We start from the raw sequence: 13,730 nt of genomic DNA, 5'->3' as shown, positions 1-13,730 counted from the left end.
CGATGGCTCGCCGCGTCTACGCCACCCCCGAGCAGCTCACGGAGTGGACCGGCAAGCCCGCCCCGGCCGACGCCGAACGGCTGCTCACCCGCGCATCCGAGGACGTCGACGACGGCCTACTGACCGCCGTCTACGCCGTCGACGCCGCGGGCAAGCCGACCGACCCCGCCGTTGCCCAGGCCCTCGCCGACGCCACCTGTGCGCAGGTGGCCTACCGGAAGGAGACCGGCGACACCGGGACCGGCGCCGCCGGCCGCTGGTCGTCCGTGTCCATCGGCCCCGTGTCCATGTCCGGCCCGCAGCAGCAGGCGGGCGGGACCGGCGCCGGGAACGTCGACCTCTCCCCGCAGGCATACCGGGCCCTCGCCCGCGCCGGCCTGCTCCCGGGGGTGATCCAGTGACCCGCGTCCCCCCGTGGCTGCTCCCCCACCGCGTCGTGATCGAGCCCTACCTCGGCGACTCCGCGTACGGCCCGCGGTACGGCACGCCCGTGCCGGACGTGCCCGCCATGGTCGCCGAGCAGGTGCGCACCGTCCGCGACCGCGAGGGCCGCGAGGTCGTCTCCACCGCGCAGGTCATCACCGCGCCGGACACCAACTGTCCGGCCGAGTCCCGCATCACCCTGCCGTCCGGTCGCCGCACGCGCGCCCTGTCGGCCGCCCAACACACCGCGCCGGGCCTACCCGTGCCGGAGTCCCTGGAGGTGATGTGCGAATGAGCCGTGCCCGGATCCGATGGAACGGCAACGCCGTCCTCGCCGCCGAACGAGCCGGGGCCCTGCTCGGGCTCAGGCTCGGCGCCGAGCACCTCCTCACCGAGTCCCGCCGCGTCGTCCCCATCGAGGAGGCCACCCTCGAACGATCCGGAGTCGCGTCCGTCGACGAAGCGTCCATGACGGCCGGCGTCAGCTACGACACCCCGTACGCCGTCCGCCAGCACGAGGACATGGACCTGCGGCACGACGACAGCCGAACGGCCAAGTACCTCGAACGGCCGCTCGTCGAGCAGGCCGGCCCCATCAACGAGATCATCGCCGCCCAGGTGAGGCGGGCCCTCCGTGGCTGACCTCCTCGACGGCATCGCCCGATACCTCGCGGCCGAGGGGCTGCTCACCTACGACCCCGACGGCATCACCGGCGACGGGTTCGTCGAGGCGATGCCGCCCGCCCCGGACGAGGCCGTGTCCCTCGCCCTGTACGACGCCGGCCCGCAACAGGCCCGCGACGACGACACCGACCAGCGGCTACAGGTCCGCGTCCGCGGCGGCCCGGACCCCCGCGTCTCCCGCGCCCGCGCGCAGGCCATCTACGCCGCACTGCACGGGCTCACCAACACGCAACTCCCCGACGGCACATGGGCCGTCCTGATCGCCGCACGCGGCATCCCCGCGCCCATGGGCGCCGACAGCAACGGCCGTCACGAGCACGTCACCAACTACGACGTGTCGACCGCCGGCCCCACCCCCACCCCGTAAGGAGGTCCGCCCATGGCGGGTAACAGCAGGTCCATCGACGCGCGCGGATGGCTCTTCGAGGTCAAGGACGCCGACGCCAGCACCGAGACGTGGCTCCCGATCGCCGGTCTCAACTCCTGGTCGTACTCCCCCGGCGAGAACGAGGAGGTAGCCGACACCACGTCGTTCGACAGCGACGGCGCGTACGAGGAGGACGTCATGCAGCGCGGCGCCTCCATCACCCTGGAGGGTCAGTACCGCATCGACAAGACGACCAAGGCCCGCGACGTCGGACAGGCGTACATCGATGAGGACTGGACGCCGCGTCTCGGCATCGACTCGCACAACGAGATCCGCTACCGGCACGAGACGCAGACCGCATGGGCGATCTGGGACGCCACGATGACCCCCGGCGAGCAGTCCGGCGGCACCAACGAGAAGACCTCTTGGAGCGCCACGTTCCGCCGGTCCGGTCTGGCGACCTCCGCGGCGGTGACGCCGTGACCGACCTCGACATCGAGCACCAGGACCACGCGCCCAAGACGGCCGACTTTGACGCGTTCTTCGCCGAGCAGGCCGAGCAGCAGCCCCGCCAGGCCCTCGCCCTGTTCGGCCGGACGTACACCCTCCCGGAGTCCCTCCCCATCCTGTTCACGCTCCAGGCCGAGCGGCTCCAGGCGTCCGAGGACCCCAACGACGTCCGCCGGATGCTGACCGCGCTCTACGGCGGCGACGTCCTCGACGAGTGGGCCGAGCACGGCCTCACCGACAAGCAACTCGGCATCCTCCTGATCTGGTCGGCCGCCGCGATCCGCTCCCCGGGCAAGGTCTCGATGGAGCGCGCCGCCGAGCTGTACGCGGAGCAGGCGACGGGAAAAGCACAGGGCCCGAACAGGGCGACCCGACGGAGCAAGAAGGGCAAGAAGGCCGGGAGTTCTGGGAAGCGATCCTGACCAACTGGCCGGCCGTCGAGGCTGACCTCGCCCGCGAGTACGGCCTCGACGCCCCGGCCGTGGCCGCCCTGTCCACGCGCCGATTCCTGGTCCTGATCGGCGGCCTCTCCCCCGAGGCACGGTTCGCCCGCGCATGGGCGAAGACACCGCGCCGCGTCACCGACCCCGCCGAAATCGCGGCCCTCACCGGCAACCCCGCCAGCTGAACCAAGCACCCCCGGCACCACGCCGGATGACCCCCGATGGGAGGTGATCCGGCGTGGCACTGACCGTTGGCGAGCTGCTCGCCACCATCAGCGTCGACGACTCCGAGGCACGCGCCGGAATGCAGCGCACCGAAGCCGCCATGGCCCGGACCGGAGACAGCATCGTGTCCGAGGCCGAGCAGGCCGGAGCCGAAGCCGGAGACGCCCTCGCCGAGGGCATCGAGGGCGGAGCAGAGCAGGGAGCCGAGCAGGGTTCCGGCGCCCTCGCCGCGTTCGGATGGGCCGCCGTCGGCGCCGCCGTCGGCGCGGCACTCATGGTCGGTATCTCCGAGGCCATGCAGCAAGGGCAGATCGAGGCCAACCTCGGCGCCCAGCTCGGCGCGACCCCGGCCGTGGCGAAGCAGTACGGCGACGTCGCTGGCGACCTGTACGCCGACGCGATCGTCGAGTCGGTCGAGCAGGGTGCGGAGATCATCAAGGGCATCGCCCGCGGGGGCCTGCTCCCGCCCGAGGCGACCGAAGAGCAGATGTCCACGCTCGGCCGCCGCGTCGCCGACACCGCTGCCGTCATGGGCGAGGACGTCTCCCGCGTCACCCGGGCCGTCGGCACGATGATGAAGAACGGGTTGGCCGACTCCGCCGAGGAGGCCCTCGACGTCCTCACCAAGGGCGCGCAGAGCGGCGTAGACGTCGCCGAAGACCTCTTGGACACGTTCGCCGAGTATCCGACGGAGTTCCGTCAGCTCGGCCTCGACGCCGAAACGGCGATGGGGCTGCTCTCCCAGGGGCTCCAGGGCGGTGCGCGCGACGCCGATACGGTCGCCGACGCGTTGAAGGAATTCACGCTCATGGCTCAGGGCATGGGCGAGTCAACTGCGGAGTCTTTCAAGGCCCTCGGCCTGAACGGCGAGCAGATGCAGAAGGTGTTCCAGGAGGGCGGCCCGAAGGCCGGCGCCGCGCTGGATCAGGTCATGGACCGACTCCGAGCCGTCAAGGACCCGGCGAAGCAGAGCGAGATTGCCCTCGGCCTGTTCGGCACCAAGGCCGAGGACATGCAGAAAGCCATCCTCGGCCTCGACCCTTCAAGCGCCGTCGACGCGCTCGGCAAGGTCGAGGGAGCCACCGACGCCGCCGGCAACATGATGCGCGACACCGCCGCGCACAGGTTCGAGGCGTTCAAGCGCGGCCTCATGCAAGGTGTCGTCGACGTGATCGGCGCCTACGTCGTCCCCGCGCTCATGGCCGGCGCCGACGCAGCCGTCGCCATCGGCGCAGGGTTCGCCGCGGCCGGACAGTTCATCGCCAACAACTCCGGCACCTTCCTGAGCATCGCCACCGTCATCACGGTCGTGATCCTGCCCGCCCTGATTCAGTGGGCGATCCAGCAGGGCATCACGGCCACCGCAGTGGTCACCGGGTGGGTTACCACCGCGACCGCATCCGTGACCTCGGCCGCCACACAGGTGGCGTCGTCATGGGCCACGGTCGGCGGATGGGTGGCGATGGCCGGCCGGGCTGTATGGGCCGGGGCCATCGTCGTCGGTCAGTGGGTCCTCATGGCCACACAGGCCCTCATGCAGGCCGCCCGCATGGCCGCCGCGTGGCTCATCGCCATGGGTCCTATCGGCCTGCTCATCGCCGCCGTGGTCGGTCTCGTCGTCCTGATCATCAAGTACTGGGACGAGATCGTCGCAGCCACCACGAAGGCATGGGACTGGATCTGGACCAAGCTGACCGAGTTCGGCCGCGCCATCGTCAACTGGTTCCTGAACTGGACGATCCTCGGAACGATCATCAAGCACTGGGACGCCATCAAGACAGGCACTCAGCGCGTATGGAACGCAACCGTGGAATGGGTCAAGGCCCTCCCCGGGAAGATCGCCGACTTCTTCCTGAACTGGACCATCGTCGGCCGCGTGATCAAGCACTGGGACGACCTGAAAGCCGGCGTGATCCAAAAGGGTTCCGACCTGCTCGCATGGGTCCGCGGTCTGCCGAACATGATCACGGGAGCGCTCGGCAGTCTCGGCGACCTGCTCGTCGACAAGGGCAAGGACCTGATCCGCGGACTCGTCAACGGCGTCAAGCAAATGGGCGGTTGGCTCAAGGGCCAGCTCATGAGCTTCGCCAAGAACATGGTCCCCGGGCCGATCGCCAAGGCCCTCGGCATCGCCTCGCCCTCGCGCGTCATGGCCAGGATCGGCCGCTGGATCCCGCCGGGCCTTGTCCGAGGCATCGACCGCACCAAGGGCATGGTCGCCCGCGCCATGCAGACACTCGTCCCGACGCCCGACCTCCCACAGTTCGGCGGCATGGGCGCGCCCGCATTCGCCGGGACCGCGCCGGGCATCCCCGCCGGCGGAACCGCGCCGGGCGCCCGACTCCACATCGAGCACTGGCACGCCGCCGAAAACGGGTCGCCGGACGACAACGCCAAGGCCCTCGAATGGGCGTCGAAGGGTCGGGGGTGATCGTGGGAGCCACCGACCTCGGAAGCCTGATCACCGGCCCCGGACAGATCCAGTACGGCGACCTGCTGCTCGGCCGCGGCACCCCCTACCGGTGGAAGGCACTGAGCGGGTGGGAGGAACTCCCCTCGCTCGATTCCTCCTTGGCACTCCGCCCCGACGCGCACGGCGCCTATCCGGGCGCCCTGCTCGCCCAGACCCGCACCATCGGTCTCGATCTGATGGTGCGGGCCCCCCGCGATCAAATCGGCGGAACCGTCGCCGCGCTGAACGCCGGCACGGTCCCGCGCGCCGACGAGATCCCGCTCGTCGTATGGCTCGACGAGCGCGGGCCCCTGCTCGTCACCGCGCGGGCCATCCGCCGCAACGTCCCCGTCGCCAACGGATACACGGTCGGGACGATCCTCGGCGCCGCGATCCAGTGGGAAGCATCCGACCCCCGCCGATACAGCGTCGACGAGCAGCACGTCGAGACCGGCCTCCCCGCACCCGAGCCGGGCCTCGAATGGGCCGGCGGAACCGGCCTCCAGTGGACCGACGGCCTCGACTGGGGGATCGGCGGCGCCACCGGCAACGTCGGCGTCGTCAACGGCGGCGACGCCGAAACCTCGCCCATCGTGACCTTCACCGGCCCCGTCACCGCGCCGCGCCTCACACAGGAGGACGGCCGGACGCTCGAATACGACATCGCCCTCGCCGCCGGCGATCAGCTTGTCGTCGACACCCGCGCCGGCACCGTCACCCTGAACGGCGCCGCGTCCCGCCTCTACACGGCAACCAGCCGCAGCGTGCCCGAGCAGGCGTTCACCCTCGCCCCCGGCACAACCTCTCTCTCGTACCGCGCTGAGACGCACTCGGCCACCGCCCGATGCGCCATCGAGTGGCGCTCCGCCTACTGGTAGGAAGGACTCCCCCGATGCCCGTGCGTCCCGCATGGCTGACCAACAGGGGCGATACGGCCGGCGGGCAGACCCGCACCGACACGCGCCTCGCCCCCCTCGGCACCCTCACCCCGACCGGCCGCCTGACGTCCCTCTCCGGGATCGTCCCCGGCTCGACCAACGGCACGACCGTCCTCGGCGGCCTCGCCGTCACCGGCACCGGCCCCGGCACCATGACCGCGTCTGTGGCCCCCGGCCGCGCCCTCATCCAGTCGACCGAGGCCGCCGGCGCCTACCCCGTCAGCCTCGACACCGCCATGACCCTCACGTTCGGCGACGGCAACGCATCCAACCCGCGCATCGATCTCGTCGTGCTCCGGATCTACGACGGGGCCGTCGACGGCGGCGCCGAGACCAAGGGCGCCATCGAAGTTCTCCAGGGCGCCGCCGCAGCCACCCCGATCGTCCCGACCGTCCCGGCCGCTGCCATCCCTCTCGCGCAGGTCCGCGTACCGGCCGGCGCCAGCGCGGGATCCGGCGGCATCGACTGGGGAACCGCGCTCACCGACCGCCGAACGGGCACCGTCGCAGTCGGCGGCATTCTCGTCGGCGCCCCCACCGCGCCGGGCGCCTACCCGGGCCAGTTCCGCGACGGCGGACGCGGCATCGAGCGATGGAACGGCACGTCATGGATGCCGACCGAGGAACGGCACTACGTCTCCGTCACAAAGACCGGCACCTACGCCCTCTCCGCGAACACCTACACGGCGATTCAGTGGAGCCAGGCCACGGCCCGCACGGACACCGTCATGTGGTCGGCCGCACAGCCCTCCCGGCTGGTCGCCCCGGTCGCCGGACAGTACATCTTCTACGCGCAGCAGACATGGCCGAGCGGCGCCACCCTCGCCCGCACCCGGGCCCGGGTGAACGGCGACGAGAACAACTCCATCCAGATGAGCTATCAGCCGTCGTCGTCCGGCGGACAGGGCACGGCGGACGGCCTCCCGCTGGTTCTGGCCGCCGGCGACTACGTCGAGATGACCATTTTCAGCGGCGCCGCCCTGTCCGGCATTCCGTCCAGCTACAGCCGCGCGTCGTTGGTCTGGCAGGGCCCCGCGTGAGCGGCATGTATCGAGTCGTTCTGTGTGACCTGCGATCCGACCAAGTCCTCGACATCCTTCCCGCGCAGGGCATCAAATGCGACGACTACATCGGTAAGACCGGCAGCGCCCAGTTCTCCATCCCCGTCGCCGGCCGGGACATGGCGCGCCGCGCGCGCGAGGCCGTCATCCCGGCACGTACGGCTGTGTGGATCGAGCGGGCCGGCGAAGTGTGGTGGGGCGGCATCGTGTGGACCACGGAGATCACACCGCCGTCCCGGGGCCGCGCCGGGGCCCTCGCCGTCCAGGCCGCGACGTTCGACTCGTACCTCGCACACCGGCTACTCAAAGACGGGTGGACCGGGAACGGGGTCGACCAACTCGACATCGCCCGTCAGATCGTCGACTGGGTCCAGTCGATCAAGGGCGGCGACATCGGCATCGAACTGGACTGGTCGCAGACATCCGGAGTGCTCCGCGACCGGGCGTACTCCCGCTACGACCTGTACGTCGTGCGCGATCTGCTCGACCAACTCGCCAACGTCGAGAACGGGTTCGAATGGCGCGTACGTACGTACCGCGACGCGTCCGGCCGCCGCGTGAAGAGCTTGCAGCTCGGCTACCCGATCATCCGGAGCAGCCGCACCGAGTTGGTTCTCTCCTCCCCGGGCCCAGTCATCGACTACCGAATGCCCGAGGACGGCACCTCGCGCGCTACGCACTGGCACTCCCGGGGCGCATCCACCAACCGCAACCAAGCCGCCCCGTCCTACCCGCTGATGTCCGCCCCCGTCTCCATCAACGGAGCCGTAGAGCCGGGCGGGTGGCCGATCCTCGACGGCACCAGCGACTACAGCAGCGTGGAGAAACAGGCGACCCTCGACGCGCACGCCCGCGCCGACCTCACCCGCGCCTGGACCACCACACAGGTACCCACCGTGTCCGTACGCCTCGACGGCTCCGGGATCTCCCCGGGCCTGCTCGGGTCGACGATCCGGCTCCGCGTCCGTGACGAGTGGTTCCCCGACGGGCTCGACGCCCGATACCGCCTGATCGGCCTCGCCACCACGCCCGGCGAGCGCGGCCGGCCGGAGACCGCCGAACTGCTCCTCGAACCGTCCGCCGCACCGGCGGCCCTCACCGCCTAGGAGGCCCTCCCACATGGCAGCCATCCCCCAAGACCTCCTCGACCGCGTCCGGGCCCTGGAGAACCGCCTACGGATGCTGGAGGGCCGGGCGAACATCCGCCCCGCCATGGACCAAGTCCTGAACGGTGACGTCGTCGTCGGCGAGGGCGGCGCCCTGGCCGTACTGCACCCCTCTGGCCCGACCGCGTTCCGCGTCGGCGAACTCTTCGCCCAGACCCACGAGTACGGCATGGTCGTCCGCCGCGACGACGGATCCATCGCCCTCAGCCTCTACCGAGGCGTCGAGAACCCCAACACCGTCCCCCAGGCACTCCGGATCGTCGATGCCGACGGCGCCGAGATCTTCGCCGAGGACACCGTCGCCGGCGGCATCGCCAGGCCGTACATCCCCCTGCCGGTCCCGCAGGAGGAGAACACCACCAAGTGGCCGTCGACGACGTCCACGTCGTTCACCACCGTCGGCCGGTCCAACGGCATCATTCAGCAGCCCCGCGCCCGCGTCTACGCACAGGTGACAGCGTCCGGCGGCGCCACCGCGCAGGTTCAGTTCCGCGTGAACGGCACCGTCGTGGCGACCGGCACGGCGGGGCAACCGCTCCTCGCCACCTTCGCCATCCCGTCGTACGCGTTCGGCATGAACGCCGAGTTCGAGCTACAGGCGCGCGTGTCCAGCGGCACCGGAACCGCCTACGCCCAGACCCGCTACCTGTACGGCTTCCAGTCCTGACCCCACCCCACCGAGGGCCGCCCCGCGCACCGCGCCGGGCGGCCCTTCCGCATTCTCGGAGGTACCCCATGGCCGCGCCCGCGACCGCCGCCCGCTTCCTCGCCGCTCTCCGCGCCGAGGGACTGACCGTCGTCACCTACCCGGGGTGGGAGACCCACAACCGGAACCACAAGGGCCCGTGGGGCCCCGTGCATGGCGTCGTCGTGCACCACACCGTCACCAAGGGCACTGCGAACACGGTACGGATCTGCCGCGAGGGACACAGCACCCTGCCCGGCCCGCTGTGTCACGGCGTGATCGCCAAGGACGGCACCGTGCACCTGATCGGCTACGGCCGAACGAACCATGCCGGCAGCGGGGACCCGGACGTGCTCCGGGCCGTCATCGACGAGAAGCCCCTCCCGGCCGACAACGAGGCAACCACCGACGGCAACCGGCACTTCTACGGGTTCGAGTGCGAGAACCTCGGCGACGGCGCCGACCCGTGGCCCGAGGTCCAGCTCGACGCCATCGCCCGCGCGTCGGCCGCCGTCTGCCGCCTGCACGGATGGGGCCCGGGCTCCGTGATCGGCCACCTTGAGTGGCAGCCGGGCAAGCCGGACCCCCGCGGCTTCACCATGGATTCGATGCGGGACCGCGTCGAGGCCCGCCTCGACGACAAGCCCAAGCCCAAGCCGCCGGCCCCGAAGCCGACCCCGCCGGCCAAGCCGAAGCCGACCCCGCCCAAGCAGCCGACCGTCAGCCTCTCCCACCTGACCGCCGCCGCCCGCCGCGACCCCGCCCAGAAGGGCACCCCCGTCTCGTACGCCGGCGCCCGCATCGTCGAGGAGGCCCTCGCCGCCGAGGGGCTCCTCGACCGCTCCCTGATCGATGGCCACTACGGCACCGCCACCCGCACCGCGTACGCCCGTTGGCAGGCCCGCCAGGGCTTCCGAGGCAGCGACGCCGACGGCATCCCCGGCCGGCAGACGCTCGTCCGCCTCGCGGCCCGGCACGGCTTCATCGTCGCCGCGTAACTCGAGCATTCTCGTCAACCTGACGCATCCCCCCACAGGAGGAACCCCGCATGTCCGCCGCCACCAAGCGCACCGTCCGCACCGTGCTCCAGTCCGCCGCAGCCCTCGCGGTCGCCGCCCCCGGCATCGTCGCCGCGTCCGGCATCCCCGAGTCCCTGCCGTACGTCGCCGGCTTCCTCGCCGTCGCCGGCGGCCTCGCCCGCGTCATGGCGCTCCCCGCCGTCGAGGCGTTCCTCGACCGCTTCGGCCTCGGCCTGGTCGACGACAACGGGGGCGGTCGGTGAGCATCCCCACCCCGTCCGACCCTGCCGCCGTCGCCGTGGAGCTGGAAAAGCTCCGGGGCACGATGGAGACCGGATTCGCCCGCGTCGACGGCTCGCTCGCCCTGCTCGTCCAGCGCGGCGACCAGACCGACCGCCAGCTCGCCGACCATGAGTCCCGCCTCGACGCCCTCGAACGTGCCCGCTGGCCGCTCGCCTCGCTGGCCGCCCTGGTCGCCACCAGCGGCCTCGGCCTCACTCTCTGGCAGCTCGCCACCCGCTGAACCACACCGCCCCCCTCCCGTGCCGTACAGGCGCCGGAGGGGGGCGGTTTCGTCATGTCTGGGCAGTCAGCGGAGCCACTCCGCCCCGGGTACGGGGCACGACTCGTCGTCGAGCCACGCCACCGTTGAGCGCGGCCCTACTGTCAGCCCGAACCGCTCGAACCCCGGTCGGCTGCGCCCGTTCCACCATCGGTAAGCGGCCTCGGTCTCGTCCCACAGACGTCGGGGCCCGTGCTGGTAGACCAGGAACTCGGCCTCTCCGGGCTCCCAGTCGACCGACGCCCACGACTTCCCGTCGAGGCCGTACGTCCACAGGGTGTACGCCCCCCCGTCGTACCGCTCGATCGTCCAGAAGGCGTCATGCACCTGGAGGCCGATGGCGAACTGTGCGACCCACTCGCCGACGTCCGTCGGCGGGATCGTCGTTGCGCTCCTCACCCCGTCGGCCGGCCACGCCTGCCCGCCCATGTAGGTCTCGTGGGCCGGGAACTCGGCGCGTTGCTGCCGGAGCCGCATGAACGCGGACGAGCGGGTGAACCGTCCCCGCGCCGACCCGTCCTCGCCGACGATCAGGCGCACGACGGCCTCACCGCCGTACAGCGGTCCCCACGGAGCGACGATCACCCCGCCAGTCACGGCCTGTGCGATCCAGGCCGGGGGTACCTCGCCGACTGAACAGGTGGCGATGATCCGGTCGTACGGCGCATGGGCCGCGACTCCCTGCCGGCCGTCGCCGACGTGCAGGAAGGGCTTGATCCCGAACTCGCTGAGGTTTTCTCGGGCCTCGGCCGCGACGTCGGGGTCGTACTCGACAGAGACGACGTTCGTCGCCCCGACGCGGGTCGCGAGGAGTGCCGCGTTCCATCCGGTCCCCGTGCCGATCTCCAGCACGCGGTGACCGTCCTCGACGTCGAGGTCGCCGAGCATTGCGAACACCATGGTGGGGAGACTGTTGCTGCTCGTCGGGGTCGTGCCGACCTCGTCGCCCTGGTGCTCGCCGTTGTCCCACTGCGTGGTGAGCGGTCGGTCGGAGTACACCGCCGCCAACCATGCGCGCGGGTCGACCCGGCGGTCGATAAGGGCCCCCTGCTGCGTTCCTTCGGGGATGCCGGGCCAGACTCGATCCGGAACGAACATCGCGCGGGGGACGGCGCGGTACGTCGGAAGCCAGTCCGATTGCAGTGCGCCCGATGCGATGAGCGCGGAGGCGAGCCCCTCGGGGCCCGCCTCCTTTACGCGTGTACTCACCTGTGCGTGCCTCTACTTCTTCGCGGGGCCGGAGCCGTCGGAAGAGTTCCCGCCGCTCGTCTCCGAGCCGCCGCCGCCGTGCCCGCGACCGCTGTTGCTGTCGTCCTGCTGGCTACCGCCGGATCCGCTTCCGCTTCCGCCGCCGTGCTTTCCCGACATGGTGGTCACTCCTTCGGTGAGGTGGTGCTCGGATCGGCCGTCCCTGAAACCGGGGGCCGGGTCCCCATGCCCGGACTCGAACCGGGGTCGTCGACGGCGGGCGACGGGAGACAGTTGGGTACTCCGCCGTCGGGCTCTACCTGACTGAGCTACTGGGGTGGGGGTGGAGCCGCCGCCCCGACGGGCGGGGGACACATTGGGGCGGCGGTGCTGGGGCCGGCCCCGGGCTGGGAACGGGTCGCCCGGGGCCGGATGGGAGCCTCACCCCGGGAGCTCCAATCCGGGGTGAGGCGGTCTACGTGGTCCGGATCGCCAGGGCGGCGCCGGCGGCGCCGATGGCTACGAAGGTCAGGAAGAGCGCGAGGGCGGCTGTACGGGAGGGAGGTGTTCCCCGATCAGGGTGATCGCCCCGCTCGGGCGCAGGGCCCGGCGCTCCTCCGGGCTCGCCGCCCAACAGTTGTCCGCCTTCGCCTGCCATGTGGTTCCTCCGGGTCGAGCGAGCGTGAGGAGGTCGCCGTTCACGGCGCGCACCTGACCCGCGAGGGCCCGCGTGCCGTCCGTGACGACGTCGCCCTCGCGGTACATCACGGCTGCCGCCGGGCGGCCCGCAGGATCGCCGTCATGCGCTTTGCCCCGGCGACGGTGACCTCGCCGAGTCCGAAGATGTGCATGGGGCCGTGTTGGGTCTGCCGTGCCTCCCGGTAGAGCCCCTGCGTGGGGAAGCCGGCGGCCTCCATGGCGTCCCTGAGACCCTGAAAGACCTCTCCGGCCTCGGCGGTGCTCACGGGGCGGATCTGCGGCGCGGTGGGCGGCGCGGTCGTCGACGTGCTCATCGGCTGCTCTCCTCCTTACGGGGCCTGCTCCGGAATGGCTCCACCTTGGCACCCCAGTCCGGACGTATCTGCCCCCGAAACGAGGACAGTTGAGACGTCTCTCGCTAGGGTCGAATAAGGCCCAAAAGTCCGGGCAGAGGGGGTTGACAGTGAACACAGGGTTACGGTCGGCGATGCACGACGCCGGGGTGTCCGCCGGTGAGCTGGCCTACCGGGTGGGGGTATCGCCGAAGCAGGTGCAACGATGGCTGGCTGACGCGAGGCTCACGCCGCACGCGCGGAACCGCGCGGACGCTGCACGGGCGCTGGGAGTGGATGAGGACATGATCTGGCCGAAGGCGGTGCAGGACCGCGTAAAGCTCGGCGGAGACCGGGAAATCCTCCGCACTTACCCGTACCGCTCGGCGTGCCCGTCAACGGTGTGGGCCGACCTCACGGTTGGCGCTGAACGCGAGCTCCTTTTCGCGGGGTATACGAATTACTTCCTGTGGACGCAGATTCCTGCGTTCGCCGGTCTCATTCGGCGTAAGGCGGAGTCCGGGTGCCGCGTGCGATTCCTGCTCGGTGACCCCGCCGGCGAGGTGACCCGGCAGCGCGAGGTGATCGAGGACGTCCCGCTTTCGGTGTCCACCCGCATTCGAATCACGCTCGATGAACTTGCCAAGCTCGGGCCGGCCGAGGGTGTCGAGGCCCGGTTCAGCGCTGCGGAAGACGCGGTGAACCACGTCTCGCTGTCCGTGTTCCGGTTCGACGAGCAGGCCCTCGTGACACCCCACCTGGCCCGTCTCGTCGGCCACGACTCGCCGCTCCTGCACCTTCGGCGACATGATGACGACGGCATGTTCGACCGCTTCGCGGAGCACGCCGAAGAGCTGTGGGAACGGGCCGTACCCGTGTCGTCGTAAACGAAGAACGGCTCCGCATCCCTGGCTGGGACGCGGAGCCGTTGCCTTGGCGCTGGTCAGACGCGGAGTGTTTTACCGGTACGGCTGCA

At 71.0% G+C, this 13,730-nt stretch carries 20 protein-coding genes and 1 tRNA gene; 16 read left to right on the top strand and 5 right to left on the bottom strand.

Annotation, left to right across the window (positions count from 1 at the left end; genetic code table 11):
- Window positions 1–2 precede the first annotated feature (2 nt).
- The 15 genes from OG514_RS39130 to OG514_RS39060 all read left to right on the top strand — a co-directional run bounded on the left by OG514_RS39130 (window position 3) and on the right by OG514_RS39060 (window position 10,496).
- Complete coding sequence (locus OG514_RS39130; protein ID WP_266903332.1) at window positions 3–401, top strand: hypothetical protein; 399 nt, start codon at window positions 3–5, stop codon at window positions 399–401.
- Window positions 398–718: a hypothetical protein gene (locus OG514_RS39125; protein ID WP_266903330.1), complete on the top strand. Its 321-nt coding sequence runs from the start codon at window positions 398–400 to the stop codon at window positions 716–718. Before OG514_RS39130 ends, OG514_RS39125 begins: the two co-directional genes overlap by 4 nt.
- On the top strand, window positions 715–1,065 hold the full coding sequence (locus tag OG514_RS39120; protein ID WP_266903328.1) for a hypothetical protein: 351 nt from the start codon (window positions 715–717) through the stop codon (window positions 1,063–1,065). The genes OG514_RS39125 and OG514_RS39120 overlap by 4 nt, the downstream gene beginning before the upstream one ends.
- A complete protein-coding gene (locus OG514_RS39115; protein ID WP_266903326.1) occupies window positions 1,058–1,474 on the top strand; it encodes a minor capsid protein in 417 nt (138 codons plus the stop codon). Before OG514_RS39120 ends, OG514_RS39115 begins: the two co-directional genes overlap by 8 nt.
- A 12-nt stretch (window positions 1,475–1,486) precedes the next feature.
- Window positions 1,487–1,957, top strand: a complete 471-nt coding sequence (locus tag OG514_RS39110; protein ID WP_266903324.1) for a phage tail tube protein — start codon at window positions 1,487–1,489, stop codon at window positions 1,955–1,957.
- Window positions 1,954–2,406, top strand: a complete 453-nt coding sequence (locus tag OG514_RS39105) for a hypothetical protein (RefSeq protein ID WP_266903322.1) — start codon at window positions 1,954–1,956, stop codon at window positions 2,404–2,406. Before OG514_RS39110 ends, OG514_RS39105 begins: the two co-directional genes overlap by 4 nt.
- A 59-nt stretch (window positions 2,407–2,465) precedes the next feature.
- On the top strand, window positions 2,466–2,612 hold the full coding sequence (locus OG514_RS39100) for a hypothetical protein (RefSeq protein ID WP_266903320.1): 147 nt from the start codon (window positions 2,466–2,468) through the stop codon (window positions 2,610–2,612).
- Between the two features lie 53 nt (window positions 2,613–2,665).
- Entirely contained in the window at window positions 2,666–5,083 is a 2,418-nt protein-coding gene (locus tag OG514_RS39095) for a phage tail tape measure protein (protein ID WP_266903318.1), read from the top strand.
- 2 nt (window positions 5,084–5,085) lie between these two features.
- Window positions 5,086–5,982 (top strand): phage tail domain-containing protein, encoded by an 897-nt coding sequence (locus tag OG514_RS39090; protein ID WP_266903316.1) that lies wholly within the window; start codon window positions 5,086–5,088, stop codon window positions 5,980–5,982.
- A 14-nt stretch (window positions 5,983–5,996) separates the two neighbouring features.
- Window positions 5,997–7,082, top strand: a complete 1,086-nt coding sequence (locus OG514_RS39085; protein ID WP_266903314.1) for a hypothetical protein — start codon at window positions 5,997–5,999, stop codon at window positions 7,080–7,082.
- A 5-nt stretch (window positions 7,083–7,087) separates the two neighbouring features.
- The gene (locus OG514_RS39080; protein WP_323181698.1) at window positions 7,088–8,209 is read left to right on the top strand and encodes a hypothetical protein; all 1,122 of its coding nucleotides are present in this window, start codon (window positions 7,088–7,090) and stop codon (window positions 8,207–8,209) included.
- Window positions 8,210–8,222: 13 nt separating this feature from the next.
- Complete coding sequence (locus OG514_RS39075) at window positions 8,223–8,936, top strand: hypothetical protein (RefSeq protein WP_266903310.1); 714 nt, start codon at window positions 8,223–8,225, stop codon at window positions 8,934–8,936.
- A gap of 68 nt (window positions 8,937–9,004) precedes the next feature.
- Complete coding sequence (locus OG514_RS39070) at window positions 9,005–9,952, top strand: N-acetylmuramoyl-L-alanine amidase (protein ID WP_266903308.1); 948 nt, start codon at window positions 9,005–9,007, stop codon at window positions 9,950–9,952.
- 50 nt (window positions 9,953–10,002) lie between these two features.
- Window positions 10,003–10,236: a hypothetical protein gene (locus OG514_RS39065; protein ID WP_266903306.1), complete on the top strand. Its 234-nt coding sequence runs from the start codon at window positions 10,003–10,005 to the stop codon at window positions 10,234–10,236.
- Window positions 10,233–10,496 carry a hypothetical protein gene (locus tag OG514_RS39060; RefSeq protein ID WP_266903304.1) on the top strand — a complete coding sequence of 88 codons (264 nt, stop codon included), beginning with the start codon at window positions 10,233–10,235 and terminating at the stop codon, window positions 10,494–10,496. Before OG514_RS39065 ends, OG514_RS39060 begins: the two co-directional genes overlap by 4 nt.
- 66 nt (window positions 10,497–10,562) lie before the next feature.
- Here the strand turns inward: OG514_RS39060 and OG514_RS39055 are convergent, their stop codons facing one another.
- The 5 genes from OG514_RS39055 to OG514_RS39035 all read right to left on the bottom strand — a co-directional run bounded on the left by OG514_RS39055 (window position 10,563) and on the right by OG514_RS39035 (window position 12,736).
- On the bottom strand, window positions 10,563–11,744 hold the full coding sequence (locus OG514_RS39055) for a methyltransferase domain-containing protein (RefSeq protein WP_266903302.1): 1,182 nt from the start codon (window positions 11,742–11,744) through the stop codon (window positions 10,563–10,565).
- Window positions 11,745–11,756: 12 nt separating this feature from the next.
- The gene (locus tag OG514_RS39050) at window positions 11,757–11,903 is read right to left on the bottom strand and encodes a hypothetical protein (protein WP_266903300.1); all 147 of its coding nucleotides are present in this window, start codon (window positions 11,901–11,903) and stop codon (window positions 11,757–11,759) included.
- 61 nt (window positions 11,904–11,964) lie between these two features.
- A tRNA-Pro gene (locus tag OG514_RS39045) sits at window positions 11,965–12,061 on the bottom strand.
- A 190-nt stretch (window positions 12,062–12,251) separates the two neighbouring features.
- Window positions 12,252–12,491 (bottom strand): hypothetical protein, encoded by a 240-nt coding sequence (locus OG514_RS39040; protein ID WP_266903298.1) that lies wholly within the window; start codon window positions 12,489–12,491, stop codon window positions 12,252–12,254.
- On the bottom strand, window positions 12,488–12,736 hold the full coding sequence (locus tag OG514_RS39035) for a hypothetical protein (protein WP_266903296.1): 249 nt from the start codon (window positions 12,734–12,736) through the stop codon (window positions 12,488–12,490). Before OG514_RS39035 ends, OG514_RS39040 begins: the two co-directional genes overlap by 4 nt.
- Window positions 12,737–12,909: 173 nt before the next feature.
- On the opposite strand from OG514_RS39035, the gene OG514_RS39030 reads away from it, so the two are divergent.
- Window positions 12,910–13,641 carry an XRE family transcriptional regulator gene (locus OG514_RS39030; RefSeq protein ID WP_266903294.1) on the top strand — a complete coding sequence of 244 codons (732 nt, stop codon included), beginning with the start codon at window positions 12,910–12,912 and terminating at the stop codon, window positions 13,639–13,641.
- Window positions 13,642–13,730: the final 89 nt, after the last annotated feature.

Source organism: Streptomyces sp. NBC_00572, from assembly GCF_026341815.1.
GTDB lineage: Bacteria > Actinomycetota > Actinomycetes > Streptomycetales > Streptomycetaceae > Streptomyces.
This window is presented reverse-complemented; position numbering and strand designations above follow the sequence as displayed.